Below are 20059 nucleotides of genomic sequence, written 5' to 3'. Positions count from 1 at the left end.
CCGACACACCCCGGCATGTCCGGACCCCGACACGCCGGTGGGACTGCAGTTTCAATTGAAACTGCGGATCCCAGGCACGGCGGATCACAGTTTCAATTGAAACTGCCTTCAGTCCGGACTGAAGGATCGGCACCTGATCGAGGGAGGCTTTTCCAGCCTGGCCGGCCATGCACATAGCCCGCCTCGGCTTCGAAGCGGAAGTCCTCGACCCCCCAGAACTCCGCCAAGCGGCCCAACACCTCGCCCACGACCTCACCGCAATGGCCACGCCCGGCTGAGGCTCCGGGGGAACGCAAATTCAATGGAAATCGGACATCCAATTTCAATGGAATTTGCGGAGCGGAACCGGGGGAACCGGTCAGGGGCGGGTGCGGACGGCCCGGGTTTGGGCGGCTCGGGCTTCGAGCTCCTCGTCCGGCGGGTAGTCGACCGCCGTCAGGGTCAGGCCGTGGGCCGGGGCCACCGCCGTGGTGCGGGTTTCCGACTCCAGGACCTGCCCCGGCCAGGGGCGGGGGCGGCGGCCGTCGCCGACCATCAGGAGGGTGCCCACCAGGCTGCGGACCATCGAGTGGCAGAAGGCGTCCGCGCTCACGTGCACGGCGATCAGGTGGTCGTCGAGGCGCTCCCACTCGAAGCGCTGGAGCTCGCGCACCGTGGTCGCGCCTTCGCGCGGCTTGCAGTACGCCGCGAAGTCGTTGAGGCCCAGCAGCTCTCGGGACGCCGCGTTGAGCGCGTCCACGTCCAGCGGGCGGTTCCAGGCGAGGGTGTCCCGGCGGCGCAGCGGGTCAACACCCCACGGCGCGTCGGACACCTGGTAGCGGTAGTGGCGCCGCAGCGCCGAAAAACGGGCGTCGAAGGCCTGCGGGACCACTCGCGCGCCCAGCACCCGCACGTCCGCGGGCAGGATCCGGTTCCACCGGTGCACCATCCGCCCGAGGTCCGGAATGCCTTGCGCGTCAACGGGAACCCGGCTGCCGCCGTCCTCGTGCGGCACCACGTCGACGTGCACGACCTGACCCGACGCGTGCACCCCGGAGTCCGTGCGACCGGCCACCACCACCGAGCGCGGCACCGACCGGCCCGGCGGCTGCTTCGCCAGCGCGTCCTCGACCAGTCCCTGCACGGTGCGCTGACCCGGCTGCTTGGCCCAACCGCAGAAGTCCGTACCGTCGTAGGACACGTCGAGGCGCACGCGAACGAGCCCGCCCTCCCCAGCGGGAGCGACGGGCTCGTTCACAGCACTGCTAGCCGGAATCAGGACTCGTCCTTCTTCTCGGCGGCGGTGTCCTCGGCCTGGGCCTCGGTCTCGGCGACCTCGGCCGGAGCCTCGGTCGTCTCGGCCTTCGGCTCGTCCTTGGCGAACTTCGTGCCGCGGGCGGCCTCCGCCTCGGTGGTGACCAGCTGCTCGGTCACCAGCGCGATGACGGCCATCTTCGCGTTGTCACCCTTGCGCGGCATCGTCTTGATGACGCGGGTGTAACCGCCGGGGCGCTCCGCGAAGTGCGGGCCGATCTCGGCGAAGAGCTTGTGCACGACGTCCTTGTCGCGGATGGTCTTCAGGACCTCGCGACGGTTGTGCAGGTCACCCTTCTTGGCCTTGGTGATCAGCCGCTCGGCCAGCGGCCGCAGCCGCTTCGCCTTCGCCTCGGTGGTGGTGATCCGACCGTGCTCGAACAGCGCGGTGGCCAGGTTGGCCATGATGAGCCGCTCGTGCGCCGGCGACCCGCCGAAACGCGGACCCTTGGTCGGGGTGGGCATCGGTTGCTCCTCTCAGGGCGCGCCGGAACCCCGGACGCGCAACACAGCTACAGCTGCTCTGTCTCCGCGTAGTCCTGACCGTCGTCGTAGCCGCTGTCCTCGACCGGACCGACCGAGCCGAGGGTGGTCTCCTCGTCCTCGGCCGACCAACCCTCGGACGGGTACTCGGCAGCCGCGGCGGACGGGTCGAACCCGGGCGGGCTGTCCTTGAGCGCGAGCCCAAGGCCGGCCAGCTTCATCTTGACCTCGTCGATGGACTTCGCACCGAAGTTGCGGATGTCCAGCAGGTCGGCCTCGCTGCGCGAGACCAGTTCGCCGACGGTGTGGATGCCCTCCCGCTTGAGGCAGTTGTAGGAGCGCACCGTCAGGTCGAGGTCCTCGATCGGCATCGCGTAGGCCGCGATGGTGTCGGCCTCGGCGGGCGACGGGCCGATCTCGATGCCCTCGGCATCGACGTTGAGCTCGCGGGCGAGCCCGAACAGCTCGACGAGGGTGCGACCGGCCGACGCCACCGCGTCACGCGGGGTGATGGACGGCTTGCTCTCCACGTCGAGGACCAGCTTGTCGAAGTCCGTGCGCTGCTCGACACGGGTCGCCTCGACCTTGTAGGTCACCTTCAGCACCGGCGAGTAGATCGAGTCCACCGGGATGCGGCCGATCTCGGCACCGGTCGCCTTGTTCTGCATGGCGGGGACGTAGCCGCGACCGCGCTCGACGACGAGCTCGATCTCCAACTTGCCCTTCGCGTTCAGCGTGGCGATGTGCAGATCGGGGTTGTGCACCGTGACACCCGCCGGCGGAACGATGTCCGCGGCGGTGACCTCACCCGGGCCCTGCTTGCGCAGGTACATGGTCACCGGCTCGTCTTCCTCGGAGCTGACGACCAGCTCCTTGATGTTCAGGATGACGTCGGTGACGTCCTCCTTCACACCCGGAATCGTGGTGAACTCGTGCAGCACACCGTCGATGCGCAGGCTGGTGACCGCCGCCCCCGGGATGGACGAGAGCAGCGTGCGGCGCAACGAGTTGCCGAGGGTGTAACCGAAGCCCGGCTCCAGCGGCTCGATGACGAACCGGGAGCGGGTCTCCGACACGACCTCTTCGGACAGTGTGGGTCGCTGGGAGATGAGCACTTGACTTTCCTTTCCTCACGGCGCCCGCTATTTGACGCCGATGGAATGGCGTGCCCGCACGATGCGGGCCGGTGGCGGATTCCTGCACCGCCACCGCAGGCTGCGAGCCGCCGACGACCGCTGCTGCGGTCGCCGGCGGGCCGCGTCACTTCGAGTAGAGCTCGACGATGAGCTGCTCGGTGACCGGGGTGTCGATCTGCGCGCGCTCCGGGCGCTGGTGCACCAGGATCCGCAGGTTCGAGGGCACGACCTGGAGCCAGGCCGGGACCGGACGCTCGCCCAGGGTCTCCTTGGCGATGATGAACGGCGTGGTGCCCATGGCCTTCGGCTTGACGTCGATGATGTCCCACTTCGAGACCTGGAAGCTGGGGACGTTCACCTTCTTGCCGTTGACCAGGAAGTGACCGTGGCTGACCAGCTGACGCGCCATGCGGCGGGTGCGGGCCAGGCCGGCGCGGTACACGACGTTGTCCAGGCGCGATTCCAGCAACTGGAGGAGGTTGTCACCGGTCTTGCCCGGGCGACGGTTCGCCTCTTCGTAGTAGTTGCGGAACTGCTTCTCCAGCACACCGTAGGTGAAGCGAGCCTTCTGCTTCTCCTGGAGCTGCAGCAGGTACTCGGTTTCCTTGATGCGCGCGCGGCCGTGCTGCCCCGGCGGGTACGGACGGCGCTCGAACGCCTGGTCACCGCCGACGAGGTCAACCTTCAGACGGCGGGACTTGCGGGTCGCGGGACCGGTATAACGAGCCATCTTAGTTCTTTACTCCTTCCCGCGACTCAGACCCGACGACGCTTCGGCGGGCGGCAGCCGTTGTGCGGCTGCGGGGTGACGTCCTGGATGGTGCCGACCTCGAGACCGGCCGCCTGCAGCGACCGGATCGCCGTCTCGCGACCCGAACCCGGGCCCTTGACGAAGACGTCGACCTTCTTCATGCCGTGCTCCGCGGCCTTGCGGGCCGCGTTCTCGGCGGCCATCTGCGCGGCGAACGGGGTGGACTTGCGGGAGCCCTTGAACCCGACGTGGCCGGCGGAGGCCCAGCTGATCACCGCACCGGTGGGGTCGGTGATCGAAACGATGGTGTTGTTGAACGTGCTCTTGATGTGGGCTTGCCCGTGAGCGACGTTCTTCTTTTCCTTGCGCCGCACCTTCTTGACGGCGCCAGCGCGAGACTTGGGTGGCATAGCTTTAGCTGACTCCTAGCGAGGCTTACTTCTTGGCCTTCTTCTTGCCGGCGACCGTCTTCTTCGGGCCCTTGCGGGTACGGGCGTTGGTCTTGGTCCGCTGCCCGTGCAACGGCAGGTGGCGGCGGTGGCGCAGCCCCTGGTAGCACCCGATCTCGATCTTCCGGCGGATGTCGGCCTGGACCTCGCGGCGGAGGTCACCCTCAACCCGGTAGTTGTTCTCGATGAAGTCGCGCAGCGCGGTGAGCTGCTCGTCATCGAGGTCGCGCGGCTTGGCGTCGGCCGAGACACCGGTGGCGGCGAGGATCTCCTTCGCCCGGGTCTTGCCGATTCCGAAGATGTAGGTGAGCGCGATCTCCATGCGCTTCTCGCGCGGGAGGTCGACTCCGACGAGCCGTGCCATGCGGCTCCTTCTCCTTCTCTCAGTCCAGGTCTGCTCCCACCCCACCCCCGCACGCGGCGGGGCCCCGGCCTGGCCCGGGGGTCAGTCGGCCCACTCTCGGGTCGACAGGTGGCGGGAGATCCTTGGTTGTCTAAGCGACTGCTGCGCTCAGCCCTGACGCTGCTTGTGTCGGGCGTTGTCGCAGATCACCAGAACCCGCCCGTGACGGCGGATGACCTGGCACTTGTCGCAGATTCGCTTCACACTCGGCTGGACCTTCACGGTCGTGCTCTCCTGCTCGAACGCGTGCTCGGGATCACCCGAACACCGTGGAGGTCACTTGTAGCGGTAGACGATGCGCCCACGGGAGAGGTCGTACGGCGAGAGCTCCACCACGACCCGGTCCTCGGGCAGGATGCGGATGTAGTGCTGGCGCATCTTGCCACTGATGTGTGCGAGGACCTTGTGGCCGTTCTCCAACTCGACGCGGAACATCGCGTTGGGGAGTGGCTCGATCACCCGACCCTCGACCTCAATGGCCCCGTCTTTCTTGCCCATGTCCTCCGCGTTTCGTGACGGTGACGGTTTTCGGACCGAAGTCCCTGCCGCCGATGCCGGAGGCCCCGGCACCCGCGACGGACGCACACCGGACCCCGGTCCGATCACACCGAAGAAGTCCTCTCCCGCACACTCGGGAAGGGATGTCCAGGCACAACGAACCGACGCCAGGAGCGCGCCGATGTTCCATCGTACGCGCCGCCGATTCGCGCCTCACATCGGGGCAGCTCAACGCGGTTCCAGGCACTCCCCGCCACCCCTCGGGTGACGGCTGCGCCAGCACCACTCCACCGCCGCTTGCGGGGGCGCTCGGGGTCTCATTACGTTCGATCAATCGCACGACACCGCGGTCGAGGCCCAGACCCAGGGATTACCGAGGAGCAGCGTGACACCGCAGCAGGACCACCAGGACCCGCGCACCGCGCCGTGGCTGAACCAGGCCGGCCGGAACGCCTCCCGCAAGTTCGGGGAGTACCGGACCTTCCTCAACACAGCGGTGCGCAACCCCAGGATGGTCGGCGCAGCCACCCCGACCTCGGCAGCCGTCGCAGCGACCGTAGCCCAGGTCGTGCCCACGACCGGCTCCCCCGTGGTCGTCGAGCTGGGCCCCGGCACGGGGTCGCTGAGCAACGGCATCCACGCGCGGCTGCCGCACGGGGCGCGGCACATCGGCATCGAGCTCGGCGAGGACATGGTCGAGCACCTGCGCCGGCACAAGCCGTGGCTGGAGGTCGTGCACGCCGACGCGGGCGACCTGCTGGCCCTGCTGGACAAGCGCGGCATCGACCGGGTCGACGCGGTGATCAGCAGCATCCCGTGGTCGCTGATGCCCGGCAGCGCCCAGGACCACGTCCTGCGCCAGGCCGCGGAGGCCCTCGCCCCGCAGGGCGCCTTCACCGCGCTCACCTACCTGCCGGCCGACCAGACCCCCGGCGGCCGCCGCTTCCGCAACCGCCTGGAGCACGTCTTCGACGAGGTGCTCACGCACACCACGTGGCGCAACCTGCCGCCGATCCTGCACTACATCTGCCGCCGCCCCCTGCAGTGACCTGCGACCCGCAGGGGTTGTGATCCGGGACTCACCTCGGGATGACCCCGAGGTGCCCGCTCGCGCGCCGCAGCACGCTCGGATCATGGCCCGAAACGCACGACTTTCGACCACGCAGGGCGACACCGCGACTCCGCTGCGCCACCTCACTGCGACTTTCCGTCAACGGTTGCACGCTTCACCCCGTGGAGGGGATACCGTCTCGGCGTTCCACTGGATGGTAGGAGTAGGCGTGAGCAAGCGAAGGAAGCTGCGCGAGTACTGGACGTTCCTCAACAGCGCAGCTCGTCAGCCGTCCACGGTGGGTGCCGTGCTGCCGACGTCCCGCTACGTCGCGGATGCCGTGGCCGCAGTGGTGCCCAGCAGCGGCTCACCGACGGTTCTCGAACTCGGACCGGGCACCGGCGCGCTCAGCGGGCCGATCCAGCGGAGGCTCTCCGAGGGAGCTCGTCACCTGGCGGTCGAGATCGACCCGAAGCTGGTCCGCTACCTGGAGCGCACCAAGCCCTGGCTGGAAGTGATCGAGGGGGACGCCACCCACCTGCGGAAACTCCTCGACGAGGCGGGAGTGGACAAGGTCGACGCGGTGATCAGCAGCATCCCGTGGACGCTCCTGCCCCCGCAGAAGCAGCGCGACCTGCTGCACGAAGCGGCCTCGGTGATGTCGGCGGACGGCGTGTTCACCACCGTCACCTACCTGACGACGCTGTGGCGGCCACCGACCCAGGCGTTCGTCGACGCCCTGCACGACACCTTCGACGAGGTGATGCCCAGGTCCACGGTCTGGCGCAACGTCCCCCCAGCCCGCGTCTACGCCTGCCGCCGCCCCCACTGAACCTCCGCCCCACGAGGTTCACGCAATTTCCATTGAAATTGGACGTCCAATTTCCATTGAAATTGCGGTCTCTCTGGCCTGCGACCGCGAAGCACGACCGGCACCGCACGGTGAGGGGCGCATGCGCCGCAGGCGCATAACCCACCCTCGCAACTCGCACCGCCGCGGGTTCTCAGCGTTCGCCTGGCGAGGACGGCCAACCCGCCGTGTATTGGCCATAAGGGTTGGCACCCGGAGACCAGGCGGGCGCTGAGGTTCCGCTACCCGCACCGCCACGCAAAACGAGGATGGAAAAACCTCATTGAACTGCGGAGGTCACTTCTCCGGGGCGGTGAGGACCCAGGGGCCTTCTTCGGTGATCGCGACCGTGTGCTCCCAGTGGGCCGAGCGGGAACCGTCGGCCGTGACCACGGTCCACTCGTCGTCGAGCTCCTCGGTCTCCGCGGTGCCGAGCGTCAGCATCGGCTCCACCGCGATCGCCATGCCGACGCGCAGCTTCGGGCCCTTGCCCGGCTTGCCGAGGTTCGGCAGGAACGGCTCCATGTGCATCTGGGTGCCGATGCCGTGACCGCCGTACTCGGCGATGATCCCGAACTCCAGGCCCTCGGCCTTGGCCGCGGCCAGCGCCGCGGTCTCCACCGCGTGGGAGATGTCGGTCAGCCGGTTGCCCGCCCGGACCTTCTCGATCCCGGCCCACATCGAGGCCTCGGTGGCGGCGGACAGCGCGCGGTCCTTCTCACCGATCTCGCCGATCGCCAGCGTCACCGCGGAGTCGCCGTGCCAGCCGTCCAGGATGGCGCCGCAGTCCACCGAGAGCAGATCGCCCTCGGACAGGACCTCGTCGCGCGACGGGATGCCGTGCACGACCTTCTCGTTCAGCGAGGCGCAGATCGACGCCGGGAAGCCGTGGTAGCCCTTGAAGGACGGCACCGCCCCGGCATCGCGGATGGTCTGCTCGGCGAGCTCGTCCAGCTCACCGGTGCTCACGCCGACCTTCGCCTGCGCGGTCACCGCCGCGAGCGCGCTGGCGACCACCAGGCCGGCCTCGCGCATCGCCTCGATCTCGCCACGAGACTTGAGCTCGATGCCCTTACCCCGACGCAACAACGCACTCACCTTCAACAGAGAATCTTCGGATTGCTTCACGCAGCGGCGCCGGTGGCGACGAGTGGCATCGCCGCTCACCTGGCGGCGTTCGGCCCCGGTCGCCCGGGGCCCGACGAGCTCAGCTGCGGTCGCGGAGCGCGGCCAGCGCGCGAGCGGTGATGTCCTCGATCGAACCCACCGCGTCGATCTTGATGATCCGGTCCTGGTAGTAGGACAGCAGCGGCTCGGTCTCCTCGCGGTAGACCGCGAGCCGGCGGCGGATGACGTCCTCGGTGTCGTCGGAGCGACCGCGCGCCAGCATGCGCGTGACCAGCTCCTCCTCCGGCACGTCGAACTGCAGCACGGCGGTCAGCTCGGTGCCCTGGTCCGCCAGCATGTCGCGCAGCACGTCGGCCTGCGCGGTGTTGCGCGGGTAGCCGTCGAGCAGGAAGCCCTTCGCCGCGTCCTCGTCGGCGAGGCGGTCGCGCACCATCTCGTTGGTGACCTCGTCCGGCACCAGCTCACCGGCGTCCATGTAGCTCTTGGCCTTCTGGCCGAGCGGGGTCTCGTTGCCGATGTTGGCGCGGAACAGATCTCCGGTGGAGATGTGCGGAACGCCGAGCTCCTCGCTCAGCACCGCGGCCTGGGTGCCTTTGCCCGCACCCGGCGGGCCGACGAGAACCAATCGCACCAAGGGTCTGCCTCCGAATCAATCCGATCGCACGCCAACTCCTGACGAGCGCTGCGCGGCGCCCACCTGCCTGCGAGCGACCGCTGCTCAACCCCACGCATGAGCCGTGCGTACGCACCAGCCATGCCGGAACCTGCGGTTTCCGGGCACGGCGAAGCCGCGCCCGGACCGCTCAGCTTACCGGAGGAATCCCTCGTACTTGCGCTGCGTGAGCTGGCTCTCGATTTGCTTCACGGTGTCCAGGCCGACGTTGACCATGATCAGCACCGCGGTGCCGCCGAACGGGAAGTTCTGGTTCTGGCCCTGTCCACCGGTGATGCCGAGGAAGAAGTTCGGCAGGATCGCGATGATGCCCAGGTACAGCGCGCCCGGCAGCGTGATCCGGGAGAGCACGAAGTTCAGGTACTCGGCGGTCGGCCGGCCCGGGCGGATGCCCGGGATGAAGCCGCCGAACTTCTTCATCTCGTCGGCGCGCTCTTCCGGGTTGAACGTGATCGACACGTAGAAGTACGCGAAGAAGACGATCAGCGACATGTACAGCAGGATGTGCACCCAGCTGGACGGGTCGACGATGTAGGTCTGGATGAACCGCGCCCACCAGGTGTCCTGGTTGCCGGCCAGCTGACCGATCAGCTGCGGCAGGTACAGCAGCGAGGAACCGAAGATGACCGGGATGACACCCGCCTGGTTCACCTTCAGCGGCAGGTAGGTCGAGGTGCCGCCGTACATCCGGCGGCCGATCATGCGCTTGGCGTACTGCACCGGGATCCGGCGCTGCGCCTGCTCGATGAACACGACCGTGCCGATGATGACGATCGCGAAGGCGCAGACCACGGCGAACACCAGGCCGCCGTGCGACTGCAGGATCATGCCGCCCTCGGCCGGGATGCGGGCCGCGATGGAGGTGAAGATCAGCAGCGACATGCCGTTGCCGACGCCGCGCTCGGTGATCAGCTCGCCCATCCACATCAGCACCGCCGCACCGGCGGTCATGACGACCACGATGGTGATCAGGTTCAGCACCGAGTCGTCCGGGATCGGCGAGACCGAGCAGCCCTGGAACAGCTGACCGCGCACGGCGAGCGCCACCACGCCGGTGCCCTGCAGGATCGCCAGCGCGATCGTCAGGTACCGGGTGTACTGCGTCAGCTTCGCCTGGCCGGACTGGCCTTCCTTCTTCAGCTGCTCGAAGCGCGGGATGACCACCTGCAGCAGCTGGATGATGATGCTCGCGGTGATGTAGGGCATGATGCCCAGCGACAACACCGACAGCTGCAGCAGCGCACCGCCGCTGAAGAGGTTGAGCAAGGAGTAGACGCCCTGCGAGCCGCTGCCCTGGATCTGCTCGATGCACTGCTGGATGTTCGGGTACGACACCCCGGGAGAGGGGATCGTCGCGCCGAGCCGGTACAGCACCACCATGCCGAGGGTGAACAGGATCTTGCGGCGCAGGTCCGGCGTCGCCAGAGCCGAGCGGAAGGCGCCGAGCACGCGAACCTCCTGTACGCGAGCCAGTCGAAACCGGCCGGGGAAAGATGCGGCAATTTCCGCAGCACCCGTTCATCACGGCACTGCCGGGGCGACTCTAGCAGGCGAGGAGCCCACCACGTTCGGCGACTGAAGCCTCACGCGTGATCACCGCGTACGCCGACGGCGAACACCGCCACCAGCAGTCACACCAGCCCCGAAAACCCCGTTGCCACAACAGTTTTGGAAGATCAATCGGCCCTCTCCGCGACCTGCGGGGAAGGACCCGGAAATGCGGGCGGGGCGACTTTTCGCCGGGAGGACCGGGAAAAGCGCCCCGCGCACATCACCTGATTGGGAAAAACGGTGAGGGCCGGTCGACTTCGCGTCGACCGGCCCTCATCGCGTTCGCCTCGTCAGCGGTCCAGCTTGGTGACCGAACCACCCGCGGCGGTGAGCTTCTCCTGGGCGCTGCCCGTGAACGCGTGAGCGGTCACGTCCAGCTTGACGCCCTCCAGGTCCCCGTCGCCGAGGATCTTCACGAGCTCGTTCTTCTTGACCAGGCCCTTGGCGACCAGCTCGTCGATGCCGACGGTGCCGCCCTCCGGGAACGCCTGGGCCAGACGACCGATGTTCACACCCTGGTACTCGGTGCGGAAGCGGTTCTTGAAGCCGCGGAGCTTCGGGAGCCGCATGTGGATCGGCATCTGCCCGCCCTCGAAGCGGGGCGAGACGTTCTTCCGGGCCTTGGTGCCCTTGGTACCGCGACCAGCGGTCTTGCCCTTGGAGCCCTCACCGCGGCCGACGCGGATCTTGTCGCGCTTGGCACCCGGGGCCGGACGCAGGTCGTGCAGTTTGATGACCATGTCAGTCGACCTCCTCGACCGTCACCAGGTGACGGACGGCGTTGATCATGCCGCGCACGTTCGAGTCATCCGGACGAACCACGGACTGACGGATCTTGCGCAGCCCGAGGGTGCGCATGGTGTCGCGCTGGTTCTGCTTGGAGCCGACCAGACCCTTCACCTGGGTGATCTTCAGCTGTGCCATGGATCAGACCCCCTGCCCCGCAGCACGCGCGCGCAGGATGAACGCCGGAGCGACGTCCTCGAGCGGCAGGCCACGACGAGCCGCGACCTCCTCCGGCCGCTGCAGCTGCTTCAGCGCGTCGACCGTGGCGTGCACGATGTTGATCGGGTTGTCGCTGCCCAGCGACTTGCTCAGCACGTCGTGGATGCCGGCGCACTCCAGGACCGCGCGCACCGGGCCACCGGCGATGACACCGGTACCGGCGCTGGCCGGACGCAGCAGCACGACACCCGCGGCCTCCTCGCCCTGGACCGGGTGAGTGATGGTGCCGCCCAGGCGCGGGACGCGGAAGAAGTTCTTCTTCGCTTCCTCGACGCCCTTGGCGATCGCCGCCGGAACTTCCTTGGCCTTGCCGTAACCGACACCGACCATGCCGTCGCCGTCGCCGACGACGACCAGCGCGGTGAAGCTGAAGCGCCGACCGCCCTTGACGACCTTCGCGACGCGGTTGATGGTCACGACCCGTTCGAACTGCGGGGTCTTCTCTTGGGCCGCCCCGCCACGGCCGCCGTCGCGGCGGTCCCGGCGGTCCTTGCCGCCGGACTCCCCGCCCTCACGCCGAGTGCGTCCAGGCATCAGGCGTCCCTTCCGTTCTCGTTCTTACGCACTTGTCAGAACTCCAGTCCGCCGTCACGCGCGGCGTCCGCGAGCGCGGCGACCCGACCGTGGTAGTCGTTACCGCCGCGGTCGAAGACGACCTTCTCGATGCCGGCGTCCTTGGCCCGGGCGGCGACGAGCTCGCCGACCTTGGTGGCCTTGGCCTTCTTGTCGCCCTCGAACGCGCGGACGTCGGTCTCCAGGCTGGTCGCCGAAGCCAAGGTGTGGCCCTTGGTGTCGTCGATGACCTGCGCAACGATGTGGCGCAGCGACCGGGTCACGACCAGGCGCGGGCGCTCGGACGTGCCGAGGATCTTCTTGCGGATGCGCGTGTGCCGCTTGGCGCGGGCCAGCCGACGCTTGGTCGAGATGTCCTTGCCCACCGGCTTGCGCTTGGTAGCTGTCGTCTCGCTCATGGTCACTTACCCGTCTTCCCGACCTTGCGGCGGATGTTCTCACCTGCGTAGCGGACACCCTTGCCCTTGTACGGGTCCGGCTTGCGCAGCTTGCGAATCCTGGCCGCGATCTCGCCGACCAGCTGCTTGTCGATGCCCTTGACCGCGATCTTGGTCGGGCCGTCGACCGCGAACTGGATGCCTTCCGGCGGTTCGATCACGATGGGGTGGCTGTAGCCCAGGGCGAACTCGAGGTTCGAGCCCTTCTGCAGCACGCGGTAACCGACGCCGTGGATCTCCAGGTCCTTCTGGTAACCCTGGCTGACCCCGATGACCATGTTGTTCACCAGGGTGCGGGTGAGCCCGTGCAGCGAACGGCTCTCCCGCTCGTCGTCCGGGCGCTTCACCAGGACAGCACCGTCTTCGTCCCGCTCGACGATGATCGGCTCCGCGACCTGGTGGGACAACGTGCCCTTGGGGCCCTTCACCGTCACCGACTGGCCGTCGATGGTCACCTCGACGCCGGAGGGGACGGTGATCGGCAGCTTTCCGATGCGCGACATAGCCGCTCCTCCTCCCTTACCAGACGTAGGCGAGGACTTCCCCGCCCACGCCGTTCTTCATGGCCTGCCGGTCGGTCAGGAGACCGCCGGAGGTCGAGATGATGGCGACGCCCAGGCCACCCAGAACCTTCGGGAGGTTGGTGGACTTGGCGTAGACCCGCAGACCGGGCTTGGAGACCCGGCGCAGGCCCGCGATGCTCCGCTCGCGGTTCGGGCCGTACTTGAGCTCGACGACGAGCTGCTTGCCCTTCTCGCCCTCTTCGACGCGGGAGCCCGAAACGTAGCCCTCGCGCTTGAGGATCTCGGCGATGTTCGCCTTCAGCTTGGAGTGCGGCATCACGACCTCGTCGTGGTATGCCGAGTTTCCGTTGCGCAGACGCGTCAGCATGTCTGCGATCGGATCGGTCATCGTCATGACCTGCTCAACCTTTCTCGTCTGGTTCCGATGGGTCCCGACCGGACACCGCCCGGAGGCGGCGCGTCTGGACCCTGGCCTGGACGAAGTTCGGGGTGTCCGACCGAGGTGGCCGGTCCCTTGTCATTTCGCGTGCAAGCACGGCGTTCGCCGCGGAGCGTGGGCATCAGCCCTGGTAACGCCTGCTGAGGGTACCGGTAGCCGGCATCACCCCAGCAGGCGGGCACATCACCAGGAGGACTTGCTCACGCCGGGCAGCTCGCCCGCGTGCGCCATCTCGCGGAAGCACACGCGGCACAGCCCGAACTTGCGGAACACCGCACGCGGACGCCCGCAACGCTGGCAGCGGGTGTAGCCGCGAACGCCGAACTTCGGCTTGCGCGAAGCCTTGATAACCAGCGCCTTCTTGGCCATCGCTCAGTTCTCCTTGAACGGGAAGCCCAGGTGCTTCAGCAGCGCCCGGCCCTCCTCATTGTTGGTGGCCGTGGTAACGACGGTGATGTCCATGCCGCGCGGACGGTCGATGCTGTCCGGGTCGATCTCGTGGAACATCGACTGCTCGTTCAGGCCGAACGTGTAGTTGCCCCGGCCGTCGAACTGCTTCGGCGACAGCCCGCGGAAGTCGCGGATACGCGGCAGCGCGATGGTGACCAGGCGGTCCAGGAACTCCCACATCCGGTCGCCGCGCAGGGTGACCCGCGCACCGATCGGCATGCCCTCGCGGAGCTTGAACTGCGCGATGGACTTGCGGGCCCGGCGGATCTCCGGCTTCTGACCGGTGATGATCGCCAGGTCGCGAACCGCGCCCTCGATCAGCTTGCTGTCCCGAGCGGCGTCGCCAACACCCATGTTGACCACGACCTTGACCACGCCGGGCGTCTGCATCACGTTGGAGTAGTTGAACTCCTCGTTGAGCGCCTGGCGGATCTCCTCGCGGTAACGGGTCTTGAGCCGCGGGACGATCTTCTCAGCGGTAGTCATGATCAGACGTCCTTACCGTTACGACGAGAGATGCGAACCTTCTTGCCGTCCTCACCGATGCGGTAGCCGACTCGGGTGGGCTTGCCGTCGGAGTCCACGACCATCACGTTGCTCACGTGGATCGGCGCTTCCTGGGTGACGATGCCGCCGGACTGCGCGCCACGCTCGGTCCGGGAGACCTTGGTGTGCTTCTTGATCCGGTTGACACCCTCGACCAGAACCCGCTGCTCCTGCGGCATGGCCTGGATGACCTTGCCCTTGGCGCCCTTGTCCTTGCCGGAGATGACGACGACCGTGTCGCCCTTCTTGACCTTCATCACAAGACCTCCGGCGCGAGCGAGATGATCTTCATGAACTTCTTGTCGCGCAGTTCACGGGCGACCGGCCCGAAGATGCGGGTTCCGCGGGGCTCGCCGCCCGGCTTCACCAGCACCGCAGCGTTCTCGTCGAACCGGATGTAGGAACCGTCCGGACGACGCTTTTCCTTCTTCTGCCGGACGATGACGGCCTTGACCACATCGCCCTTCTTGACATTGGCACCGGGGATGGCTTCCTTGACGGTCGCCACGATGATGTCCCCGAGGCCCGCGTAGCGACGACCCGACCCACCGAGGACACGGATCGTGAGGATCTCCTTGGCCCCGGTGTTGTCGGCGACGCGCAGTCGCGACTCCTGCTGGATCACGTCTTTCTCCCTGACCCTAAGTACCCGGGCTCGGTTGCCCGAGCACACTCTGGCGCGCCAAATTGCCGACCTGACGCGCGCGGTCAACTTCCGGCACGAAGCCCGGCTGGCCGCTGGGTTTCCCCGCGGCCAGCCGGGCCGCACACCTTCGTCTTACTTGGCCTTCTCGAGGATCTCGACGAGCCGCCAGCGCTTGCTGGCCGACAGCGGCCGAGTCTCCATCAGCAGCACGCGGTCGCCGACGCCGGCCGAGTTGGCCTCGTCGTGCGCCTTGACCTTGCTGGTCTGGCGCATGACCTTGCCGTAGAGGGCGTGCTTCTTGCGGTCCTCGAGGGAGACCACGATCGTCTTGTCCATCTTGTCCGAGACGACGTAGCCCTCGCGCACCTTGCGACGGTTGCGCTCCACGCCCTGTCCTTCTTTCTCGCTCATGCCGCGCCCTCCTCAGCGCCTTCGGGGGAAACCGTCAGGCCGAGTTCACGCTCTCGCATGATCGTGTAGATCCGGGCGATGTCCTGCCGGACCGTGCGCAGCCGCCGGTTGTTGCTCAGCTGACCGGTGGCCATCTGGAAGCGGAGGTTGAACAGCTCCTCCTTCGCTTCCTTCAGCCGCTGGACGAGCTCCTCGTCGTTAAGCTCGCGGAGCTCGGAAGCGGTGACACCCGCTGCCATCAGAAGTCACCACCCTCGCGGGACACGATCTTGCACTTCATCGGGAGCTTGTGCGCCGCACGGGTCAGCGCCTCGATCGCCGTCTTCTCGTTCGGGAAGGTCAGCTCGAACATGATGCGTCCGGGCTTGACGTTGGCGACCCAGGACTCCGGCGAACCCTTACCGGAACCCTGACGGGTTTCGGCGGGCTTCTTGGTCAGCGGGCGGTCCGGGAAGATGTTGATCCACACCTTGCCGCCACGCTTGACGTGCCGGTTGATCGCGATACGGGCCGATTCGATCTGGCGGTTGGTCACGTAGCCGTGCTCGATCGCCTGAATGCCGTACTCACCGAAGCTGATCTTGGTGCCACCCTTGGCGAAGCCCTTGCGCTTCGGTGCGTGGCTCTTGCGCCACTTCACCCTGCGTGGGACGAGCACGTCTCAGCCCTCCGTCTTCTCTTCAGCCGGTGCAGCCTGCGGCTGCTCGCCCTCCGCGGCCTTCTCGGCCTTGGCGGACTTGTCAGCTGCAGCGCGGTCCGCGCCGGCACCCCGGCGACGACCGCCGCGGTCCGAACGGCCACCGCGGTCACCGCGGTCGCCGCCGCGCGGCGGGCGGACCTCGGACTCCTGCTGCTTCTGCTTCAGGCCACCGACCAGCTCGCCCTTGTAGATCCACACCTTGACGCCGATGCGCCCGAAGGTGGTGCGGGCCTCGAAGAAGCCGTAGTCGATGTCCGCGCGCAGCGTGTGCAGCGGGACCCGACCCTCGCGGTAGAACTCCGAGCGGGACATCTCCGCGCCGCCCAGACGACCGCCGCACTGCACCCGGATGCCCTTGACCTGCGGCGAACGCATGGCCGACTGGATGGCCTTGCGCATCGCGCGGCGGAAGGACACGCGGTTGGACAGCTGCTCGGCCACGCCCTGCGCGACCAGCTGGGCGTCCGCCTCGGGGTTCTTGACCTCGAGGATGTTCAGCTGGACCTGCTTGCCGGTCAGCTTCTCCAGCGCACCGCGGATGCGGTCCGCCTCAGCACCGCGGCGACCGATCACGATGCCCGGCCGAGCGGTGTGGATGTCCACGCGGACCCGCTCGCGGGTGCGCTCGATCTCAACCTTCGAGATCCCAGCGCGCTCCATGCCGCGAGACAGCTGCCGGCGGATCTTGACGTCCTCCGCGACGTACTCCGAGTACTGCTTGTCGGCGTACCAGCGGGACTTCCAGTCCGTGGTGATGCCGAGTCGGAAGCCGTGCGGGTTGATCTTCTGACCCACTACCGGGCACTCCCCTTCTGGCTCTTTCGGGACTTGGTCGCCGCCTTCGGCCGGGACTCGACCTCGACCGTGATGTGGCTGGTCCGCTTGCGGATCCGGTACGCACGGCCCTGCGCGCGCGGCCGGAACCGCTTCAACGTCGGCCCCTCGTCCACGTAGGCGTGGCGCACGACCAGCGTCTCCGGGTCGAGGGAGAGGTTGTTCTCAGCGTTGGCGATCGCACTGGCGAGCACCTTCGACACCGGACCGCTGGCGGTCTGCGGCGCGAACTGGAGCACGGCCAGGGCATCGGCGGCACTCCGGCCCTTGATGAGCTCGACCACGCGGCGCGCCTTCATCGGCGACACGCGGACGAACCGGGCCCGCGCCACTGCGTGCGGGAATTCCTCCGCTGCAGTGGAGTCGGTACGGGCTGTCATCCTGCTACCCCTTGCTCTTACTCGTTCGTGTCACAGACCCGCCTCAGCGGCGGCGCGACTTCCGGTCTTCCTTGACGTGGCCCTTGAAGGTGCGGGTCGGGGCGAATTCGCCCAGCTTGTGCCCGACCATCGCCTCGGTGACGAACACCGGGACGTGCTTCCGGCCGTCGTGCACCGCGAAGGTGTGCCCCAGCATGTCCGGAATGATCGTGGACCGGCGGGACCAGGTCTTGATCACGGTCTTCTTGTTGGACTCGTTCAGCGCGTCCACCTTCTTGAGCAGGTGGTCGTCCACGAACGGGCCCTTCTTCAGGCTGCGTGGCATGTTTGCTTACCTCCCTGCTCAGCGCTTCTTGCCGGTGCGACGGCGGCGGACGATGAGCTTGTCACTGGGCTTGTTGCGGCGGGTGCGCCCCTCCGGCTTGCCCTTCGGGTTGACCGGGTGTCGACCACCGGAGGTCTTACCCTCACCACCACCGTGCGGGTGGTCCACCGGGTTCATGACGACACCGCGGACGGTCGGGCGCTTGCCCTTCCACCGCATGCGGCCGGCCTTGCCCCAGTTGATGTTGGCGTGCTCCGAGTTGCCGACCTCGCCGACGGTGGCCCGGCACCGCGCGTCCACGTTGCGGATCTCGCCCGAAGGCATCCGCAGCTGGGCGTACGGGCCGTCCTTGGCCACCAGCTGCACCCGGGCACCGGCCGAGCGAGCGATCTTCGCGCCCTGTCCGGGGCGGATCTCGATCGCGTGGATCACGGTGCCGGTCGGGATGTTGCGCAGCGGCAGGTTGTTGCCCGGCTTGATGTCGGCCCGAGGACCGCTCTCGATCGCGTCGCCCTGCTTCACGTTGTTCGGCGCGATGATGTAGCGCTTCTCGCCGTCGGCGTAGTGCAGGAGCGCGATCCGAGCACTGCGGTTCGGGTCGTACTCGATGTGCGCGATCTTGGCCGGCACACCGTCCTTGTCGTTGCGACGGAAGTCGATCAAGCGGTAGGCCCGCTTGTGACCGCCGCCCTTGTGGCGCGTGGTGATCTTGCCCTGCGCGTTGCGACCCGCCTTGCGGTTCAGCGGACGCACGAGCGACTTCTCCGGCTCCGACCGGGTGATCTCGGCGAAGTCGGACACGCTGCTGCCACGACGCCCCGGCGTCGTCGGCTTGTACTTGCGAATGCCCATGGTTAACGCAACCTCGTCCTAATCAGCCCTCAGGCGGCCGGTCCGCCGAAGATCTCGATCGGCTTGCTCTCCGGCGACAGGGTGACGATCGCCCGCTTGGTGTTCTTGCGCTTGCCGAAGCCGGTGCGGCTCCGCTTGCGCTTGCCCTCGCGGTTGATCGTGTTGACGCTGGTGACCTTGACGTCGAAGATCTTCTCGACCGCGATCTTGATCTCGGTCTTGTTCGAGCGGGGGTCCACCAGGAAGGTGTACTGCCCCTGCTCGAGGAGCCCGTAGCTCTTCTCGGAGATCACCGGCGCCAGGATGATGTCTCGCGGGTCGGCGCTCACTGCTCTGCCTCCTCGGCGGAAGACGCGGCGGCCTTGACCGACCGGCCCTTGGCCGGACCAGCGACGAAGCGCTCGAACGCGGCCTTGGTGAACACCACGTCGTCGCTGTTCAGCACGTCGTAGGTGTTCAGCTGACCGGGGTCGATCAGGTGCACGTTCTGCAGGTTCCGCAGGCTCAGCCAGGAGTTCTCCTCCTCGTGGCGGTTGAGCACAACCAGAACCTTCTTGGACTCGGTCCAGTTCCGCAGCGCGGTCTTGGCCGACTTGGTGGACGGCTGCTCGCCGCCGACCACACCGGTCACCACGTGCAGCTGGCCGGCGCGAACCCGGTCGGAGAGGGCACCGCGCAGGGCGGCGACCTTCATCTTCTTCGGGGTCCGCTGGGAGTAGTCCCGCGGCTGCGGGCCGTGGACGGTGCCACCGCCGGTGAACTGCGGGGCGCGGATCGAGCCCTGGCGGGCGTTGCCGGTGCCCTTCTGGCGGTACGGCTTCTTGCCGCCGCCGGACACCATGCCGCGCGTCTTGGTGGCGTGGGTGCCCTGGCGCGCAGCGGCCAGCTGGGCCACCACGACCTGGTGCATCAGCGCCACGTTCGCCTGCGCGTCGAAGATCTCGGCGGGCAGTTCGACGGTGCCGTCGGTCTTACCGTCCGGGGTACGGACGTCGAGCGTCAGGCTCATCACGCACCACCCTTCGCAGGGCTCTTGACCAGGACCAGGCCGCCCTTGGGGCCGGGCACTGCGCCCTTGATCAGCAGGAGACCGGTCTCGGCCTCCACCTTGTGGACCTTCAGGTTCTGGGTGGTGACGCGGTCCCGACCCATGCGCCCGGCCATCCGCATGCCCTTGAACACGCGACCGGGGGTGGCGCAGCCACCGATGGAACCGGGCTTGCGGTGCACCGCCTGGGTACCGTGGCTCGCGCCCTGGCTGCGGAAGCCGTGGCGCTTGATGGTGCCCGCGAAGCCCTTGCCCTTGCTGGTGCCGACCACGTCGACCACGGCGCCCGCCTCGAAGAGGTCGGCGCTGATCTCCTGGCCCAGCTCGTACTCGCCGGCGTCCGCGGTGCGCAGCTCGACGACGTGGCGGCGCGGGGTGACGCCGGCCTTGGTGAAGTGGCCGCTCCGCGGCTTGTTCACCTTGCGCGGGTCGATGGCGCCGAACGCCAGCTGCACGGCCGAGTAGCCGTCCTTCTCGGGGGTCCGAATCTGGGTAACCACGTTCGGCCCGGCCTGAACGACCGTCACCGGGACAATCCGGTTCTTGTCGTCGAAGACCTGGGTCATGCCGAGCTTGGTGCCCAGAATCCCCTTGATCTGCCTGTCAGACATAGGTCTCGTTCT

Annotated in this window: 33 protein-coding genes and 1 pseudogene; 3 read left to right on the top strand and 31 right to left on the bottom strand. The window is 67.7% G+C overall.

What is annotated here, in order from left to right:
* Window positions 1–164: 164 nt before the first annotated feature.
* Window positions 165–278, top strand: a pseudogene (locus tag OU415_RS38435) (WCX domain-containing protein); the annotation flags it as partial.
* Window positions 279–358: 80 nt separating this feature from the next.
* Here OU415_RS38435 and truA read toward each other — a convergent pair.
* The 8 genes from truA to infA form a co-directional block, all read right to left on the bottom strand.
* The gene (truA, locus tag OU415_RS06315; RefSeq protein ID WP_270947624.1) at window positions 359–1237 is read right to left on the bottom strand and encodes a tRNA pseudouridine(38-40) synthase TruA; all 879 of its coding nucleotides are present in this window, start codon (window positions 1235–1237) and stop codon (window positions 359–361) included.
* Window positions 1238–1254: 17 nt separating this feature from the next.
* The gene (gene rplQ / locus OU415_RS06310; protein WP_270947623.1) at window positions 1255–1758 is read right to left on the bottom strand and encodes a 50S ribosomal protein L17; all 504 of its coding nucleotides are present in this window, start codon (window positions 1756–1758) and stop codon (window positions 1255–1257) included.
* A gap of 47 nt (window positions 1759–1805) precedes the next feature.
* Complete coding sequence (locus OU415_RS06305; RefSeq protein WP_270947622.1) at window positions 1806–2891, bottom strand: DNA-directed RNA polymerase subunit alpha; 1086 nt, start codon at window positions 2889–2891, stop codon at window positions 1806–1808.
* Window positions 2892–3036: 145 nt separating this feature from the next.
* Window positions 3037–3642: a 30S ribosomal protein S4 gene (rpsD, locus tag OU415_RS06300; protein WP_270947621.1), complete on the bottom strand. Its 606-nt coding sequence runs from the start codon at window positions 3640–3642 to the stop codon at window positions 3037–3039.
* Between the two features lie 26 nt (window positions 3643–3668).
* The gene (rpsK, locus tag OU415_RS06295; RefSeq protein WP_009948668.1) at window positions 3669–4073 is read right to left on the bottom strand and encodes a 30S ribosomal protein S11; all 405 of its coding nucleotides are present in this window, start codon (window positions 4071–4073) and stop codon (window positions 3669–3671) included.
* Window positions 4074–4098: 25 nt separating this feature from the next.
* Window positions 4099–4476, bottom strand: coding sequence for a 30S ribosomal protein S13 (gene rpsM / locus OU415_RS06290; protein WP_270947620.1), 378 nt, complete (start codon window positions 4474–4476; stop codon window positions 4099–4101).
* 147 nt (window positions 4477–4623) lie between these two features.
* Window positions 4624–4737 (bottom strand): 50S ribosomal protein L36, encoded by a 114-nt coding sequence (gene rpmJ, locus OU415_RS06285; protein WP_010315372.1) that lies wholly within the window; start codon window positions 4735–4737, stop codon window positions 4624–4626.
* 54 nt (window positions 4738–4791) lie between these two features.
* Window positions 4792–5013, bottom strand: a complete 222-nt coding sequence (gene infA / locus OU415_RS06280) for a translation initiation factor IF-1 (protein ID WP_009948665.1) — start codon at window positions 5011–5013, stop codon at window positions 4792–4794.
* 385 nt (window positions 5014–5398) lie between these two features.
* Between infA and OU415_RS06275 the strand changes: the two genes are divergently transcribed.
* Together OU415_RS06275 and OU415_RS06270 are read left to right on the top strand one after the other, a co-directional pair.
* The gene (locus tag OU415_RS06275) at window positions 5399–6061 is read left to right on the top strand and encodes a class I SAM-dependent methyltransferase (protein ID WP_270947619.1); all 663 of its coding nucleotides are present in this window, start codon (window positions 5399–5401) and stop codon (window positions 6059–6061) included.
* A gap of 232 nt (window positions 6062–6293) precedes the next feature.
* Entirely contained in the window at window positions 6294–6896 is a 603-nt protein-coding gene (locus OU415_RS06270; RefSeq protein ID WP_270947618.1) for a class I SAM-dependent methyltransferase, read from the top strand.
* Window positions 6897–7211: 315 nt separating this feature from the next.
* Here the strand turns inward: OU415_RS06270 and map are convergent, their stop codons facing one another.
* From map to rplC, 23 genes are all read right to left on the bottom strand, one after another.
* Entirely contained in the window at window positions 7212–8003 is a 792-nt protein-coding gene (map, locus tag OU415_RS06265; RefSeq protein ID WP_270947617.1) for a type I methionyl aminopeptidase, read from the bottom strand.
* A gap of 118 nt (window positions 8004–8121) precedes the next feature.
* The gene (locus OU415_RS06260) at window positions 8122–8676 is read right to left on the bottom strand and encodes an adenylate kinase (protein ID WP_270947616.1); all 555 of its coding nucleotides are present in this window, start codon (window positions 8674–8676) and stop codon (window positions 8122–8124) included.
* Window positions 8677–8850: 174 nt separating this feature from the next.
* Entirely contained in the window at window positions 8851–10164 is a 1314-nt protein-coding gene (gene secY / locus OU415_RS06255) for a preprotein translocase subunit SecY (RefSeq protein WP_270947615.1), read from the bottom strand.
* A gap of 392 nt (window positions 10165–10556) precedes the next feature.
* Window positions 10557–11006 (bottom strand): 50S ribosomal protein L15, encoded by a 450-nt coding sequence (rplO, locus tag OU415_RS06250; RefSeq protein WP_270947614.1) that lies wholly within the window; start codon window positions 11004–11006, stop codon window positions 10557–10559.
* A gap of 1 nt (window position 11007) precedes the next feature.
* Window positions 11008–11190, bottom strand: coding sequence for a 50S ribosomal protein L30 (rpmD, locus tag OU415_RS06245; protein WP_270947613.1), 183 nt, complete (start codon window positions 11188–11190; stop codon window positions 11008–11010).
* 3 nt (window positions 11191–11193) lie between these two features.
* Window positions 11194–11805 carry a 30S ribosomal protein S5 gene (gene rpsE / locus OU415_RS06240; RefSeq protein WP_270947612.1) on the bottom strand — a complete coding sequence of 204 codons (612 nt, stop codon included), beginning with the start codon at window positions 11803–11805 and terminating at the stop codon, window positions 11194–11196.
* A 35-nt stretch (window positions 11806–11840) separates the two neighbouring features.
* Window positions 11841–12242: a 50S ribosomal protein L18 gene (gene rplR, locus OU415_RS06235; protein ID WP_270947611.1), complete on the bottom strand. Its 402-nt coding sequence runs from the start codon at window positions 12240–12242 to the stop codon at window positions 11841–11843.
* A gap of 2 nt (window positions 12243–12244) precedes the next feature.
* A complete protein-coding gene (gene rplF / locus OU415_RS06230; protein ID WP_270947610.1) occupies window positions 12245–12784 on the bottom strand; it encodes a 50S ribosomal protein L6 in 540 nt (179 codons plus the stop codon).
* 16 nt (window positions 12785–12800) lie between these two features.
* A complete protein-coding gene (rpsH, locus tag OU415_RS06225; RefSeq protein WP_270947609.1) occupies window positions 12801–13199 on the bottom strand; it encodes a 30S ribosomal protein S8 in 399 nt (132 codons plus the stop codon).
* A gap of 228 nt (window positions 13200–13427) precedes the next feature.
* Window positions 13428–13613 carry a type Z 30S ribosomal protein S14 gene (locus OU415_RS06220; RefSeq protein ID WP_270947608.1) on the bottom strand — a complete coding sequence of 62 codons (186 nt, stop codon included), beginning with the start codon at window positions 13611–13613 and terminating at the stop codon, window positions 13428–13430.
* Between the two features lie 3 nt (window positions 13614–13616).
* Complete coding sequence (rplE, locus tag OU415_RS06215) at window positions 13617–14180, bottom strand: 50S ribosomal protein L5 (RefSeq protein ID WP_270947607.1); 564 nt, start codon at window positions 14178–14180, stop codon at window positions 13617–13619.
* Window positions 14181–14182: 2 nt separating this feature from the next.
* The gene (gene rplX / locus OU415_RS06210; protein WP_270947606.1) at window positions 14183–14497 is read right to left on the bottom strand and encodes a 50S ribosomal protein L24; all 315 of its coding nucleotides are present in this window, start codon (window positions 14495–14497) and stop codon (window positions 14183–14185) included.
* Entirely contained in the window at window positions 14497–14865 is a 369-nt protein-coding gene (rplN, locus tag OU415_RS06205; RefSeq protein WP_150067120.1) for a 50S ribosomal protein L14, read from the bottom strand. Before rplN ends, rplX begins: the two co-directional genes overlap by 1 nt.
* Before the next feature lie 153 nt (window positions 14866–15018).
* The gene (rpsQ, locus tag OU415_RS06200) at window positions 15019–15297 is read right to left on the bottom strand and encodes a 30S ribosomal protein S17 (protein ID WP_093155214.1); all 279 of its coding nucleotides are present in this window, start codon (window positions 15295–15297) and stop codon (window positions 15019–15021) included.
* Window positions 15294–15536 carry a 50S ribosomal protein L29 gene (gene rpmC, locus OU415_RS06195; RefSeq protein WP_270929395.1) on the bottom strand — a complete coding sequence of 81 codons (243 nt, stop codon included), beginning with the start codon at window positions 15534–15536 and terminating at the stop codon, window positions 15294–15296. The genes rpsQ and rpmC overlap by 4 nt, the downstream gene beginning before the upstream one ends.
* Entirely contained in the window at window positions 15536–15955 is a 420-nt protein-coding gene (gene rplP, locus OU415_RS06190) for a 50S ribosomal protein L16 (RefSeq protein ID WP_270947605.1), read from the bottom strand. Before rplP ends, rpmC begins: the two co-directional genes overlap by 1 nt.
* A gap of 3 nt (window positions 15956–15958) precedes the next feature.
* Entirely contained in the window at window positions 15959–16792 is an 834-nt protein-coding gene (gene rpsC, locus OU415_RS06185; RefSeq protein ID WP_270947604.1) for a 30S ribosomal protein S3, read from the bottom strand.
* Complete coding sequence (gene rplV, locus OU415_RS06180) at window positions 16792–17211, bottom strand: 50S ribosomal protein L22 (protein WP_029536138.1); 420 nt, start codon at window positions 17209–17211, stop codon at window positions 16792–16794. Before rplV ends, rpsC begins: the two co-directional genes overlap by 1 nt.
* Window positions 17212–17254: 43 nt before the next feature.
* Window positions 17255–17536 (bottom strand): 30S ribosomal protein S19, encoded by a 282-nt coding sequence (gene rpsS, locus OU415_RS06175; RefSeq protein WP_270947603.1) that lies wholly within the window; start codon window positions 17534–17536, stop codon window positions 17255–17257.
* Between the two features lie 18 nt (window positions 17537–17554).
* Window positions 17555–18388: a 50S ribosomal protein L2 gene (gene rplB / locus OU415_RS06170; protein WP_270947602.1), complete on the bottom strand. Its 834-nt coding sequence runs from the start codon at window positions 18386–18388 to the stop codon at window positions 17555–17557.
* Between the two features lie 29 nt (window positions 18389–18417).
* On the bottom strand, window positions 18418–18717 hold the full coding sequence (gene rplW / locus OU415_RS06165) for a 50S ribosomal protein L23 (RefSeq protein ID WP_270947601.1): 300 nt from the start codon (window positions 18715–18717) through the stop codon (window positions 18418–18420).
* Window positions 18714–19397: a 50S ribosomal protein L4 gene (gene rplD, locus OU415_RS06160; protein ID WP_270947600.1), complete on the bottom strand. Its 684-nt coding sequence runs from the start codon at window positions 19395–19397 to the stop codon at window positions 18714–18716. Before rplD ends, rplW begins: the two co-directional genes overlap by 4 nt.
* The gene (gene rplC, locus OU415_RS06155) at window positions 19397–20047 is read right to left on the bottom strand and encodes a 50S ribosomal protein L3 (RefSeq protein ID WP_270947599.1); all 651 of its coding nucleotides are present in this window, start codon (window positions 20045–20047) and stop codon (window positions 19397–19399) included. The genes rplD and rplC overlap by 1 nt, the downstream gene beginning before the upstream one ends.
* Between the last annotated feature and the right edge of the window lie 12 nt (window positions 20048–20059).

It is taken from the genome of Saccharopolyspora oryzae, assembly GCF_027853915.1.
Taxonomy (GTDB): domain Bacteria; phylum Actinomycetota; class Actinomycetes; order Mycobacteriales; family Pseudonocardiaceae; genus Saccharopolyspora; species Saccharopolyspora oryzae.
The sequence above is the reverse complement of the archived record's forward strand: the minus strand, read 5'-3'. Positions and strand labels throughout refer to the sequence as shown.

What these genes read in the sequence shown, in the direction of transcription:
- rpmC (WP_270929395.1), bottom strand. Translation starts at nt 15,536, where the DNA reads ATGGCAGCGGGTGTCACCGCTTCCGAGCTCCGCGAGCTTAACGACGAG.
- rpsK (WP_009948668.1), bottom strand. Translation starts at nt 4,073, where the DNA reads ATGCCACCCAAGTCTCGCGCTGGCGCCGTCAAGAAGGTGCGGCGCAAG.
- rpsE (WP_270947612.1), bottom strand. Translation starts at nt 11,805, where the DNA reads ATGCCTGGACGCACTCGGCGTGAGGGCGGGGAGTCCGGCGGCAAGGAC.
- rplQ (WP_270947623.1), bottom strand. Translation starts at nt 1,758, where the DNA reads ATGCCCACCCCGACCAAGGGTCCGCGTTTCGGCGGGTCGCCGGCGCAC.
- rplX (WP_270947606.1), bottom strand. Translation starts at nt 14,497, where the DNA reads ATGAAGGTCAAGAAGGGCGACACGGTCGTCGTCATCTCCGGCAAGGAC.
- rplV (WP_029536138.1), bottom strand. Translation starts at nt 17,211, where the DNA reads ATGACAGCCCGTACCGACTCCACTGCAGCGGAGGAATTCCCGCACGCA.
- rpsM (WP_270947620.1), bottom strand. Translation starts at nt 4,476, where the DNA reads ATGGCACGGCTCGTCGGAGTCGACCTCCCGCGCGAGAAGCGCATGGAG.
- rpmD (WP_270947613.1), bottom strand. Translation starts at nt 11,190, where the DNA reads ATGGCACAGCTGAAGATCACCCAGGTGAAGGGTCTGGTCGGCTCCAAG.
- rplD (WP_270947600.1), bottom strand. Translation starts at nt 19,397, where the DNA reads ATGAGCCTGACGCTCGACGTCCGTACCCCGGACGGTAAGACCGACGGC.
- rplR (WP_270947611.1), bottom strand. Translation starts at nt 12,242, where the DNA reads ATGAGCGAGACGACAGCTACCAAGCGCAAGCCGGTGGGCAAGGACATC.
- infA (WP_009948665.1), bottom strand. Translation starts at nt 5,013, where the DNA reads ATGGGCAAGAAAGACGGGGCCATTGAGGTCGAGGGTCGGGTGATCGAG.
- rpsH (WP_270947609.1), bottom strand. Translation starts at nt 13,199, where the DNA reads ATGACGATGACCGATCCGATCGCAGACATGCTGACGCGTCTGCGCAAC.
- OU415_RS06220 (WP_270947608.1), bottom strand. Translation starts at nt 13,613, where the DNA reads ATGGCCAAGAAGGCGCTGGTTATCAAGGCTTCGCGCAAGCCGAAGTTC.
- rplB (WP_270947602.1), bottom strand. Translation starts at nt 18,388, where the DNA reads ATGGGCATTCGCAAGTACAAGCCGACGACGCCGGGGCGTCGTGGCAGC.
- rpsS (WP_270947603.1), bottom strand. Translation starts at nt 17,536, where the DNA reads ATGCCACGCAGCCTGAAGAAGGGCCCGTTCGTGGACGACCACCTGCTC.
- rplF (WP_270947610.1), bottom strand. Translation starts at nt 12,784, where the DNA reads ATGTCGCGCATCGGAAAGCTGCCGATCACCGTCCCCTCCGGCGTCGAG.
- rpsD (WP_270947621.1), bottom strand. Translation starts at nt 3,642, where the DNA reads ATGGCTCGTTATACCGGTCCCGCGACCCGCAAGTCCCGCCGTCTGAAG.
- rplE (WP_270947607.1), bottom strand. Translation starts at nt 14,180, where the DNA reads ATGACTACCGCTGAGAAGATCGTCCCGCGGCTCAAGACCCGTTACCGC.
- rplC (WP_270947599.1), bottom strand. Translation starts at nt 20,047, where the DNA reads ATGTCTGACAGGCAGATCAAGGGGATTCTGGGCACCAAGCTCGGCATG.
- rpsQ (WP_093155214.1), bottom strand. Translation starts at nt 15,297, where the DNA reads ATGAGCGAGAAAGAAGGACAGGGCGTGGAGCGCAACCGTCGCAAGGTG.
- rplO (WP_270947614.1), bottom strand. Translation starts at nt 11,006, where the DNA reads ATGGTCATCAAACTGCACGACCTGCGTCCGGCCCCGGGTGCCAAGCGC.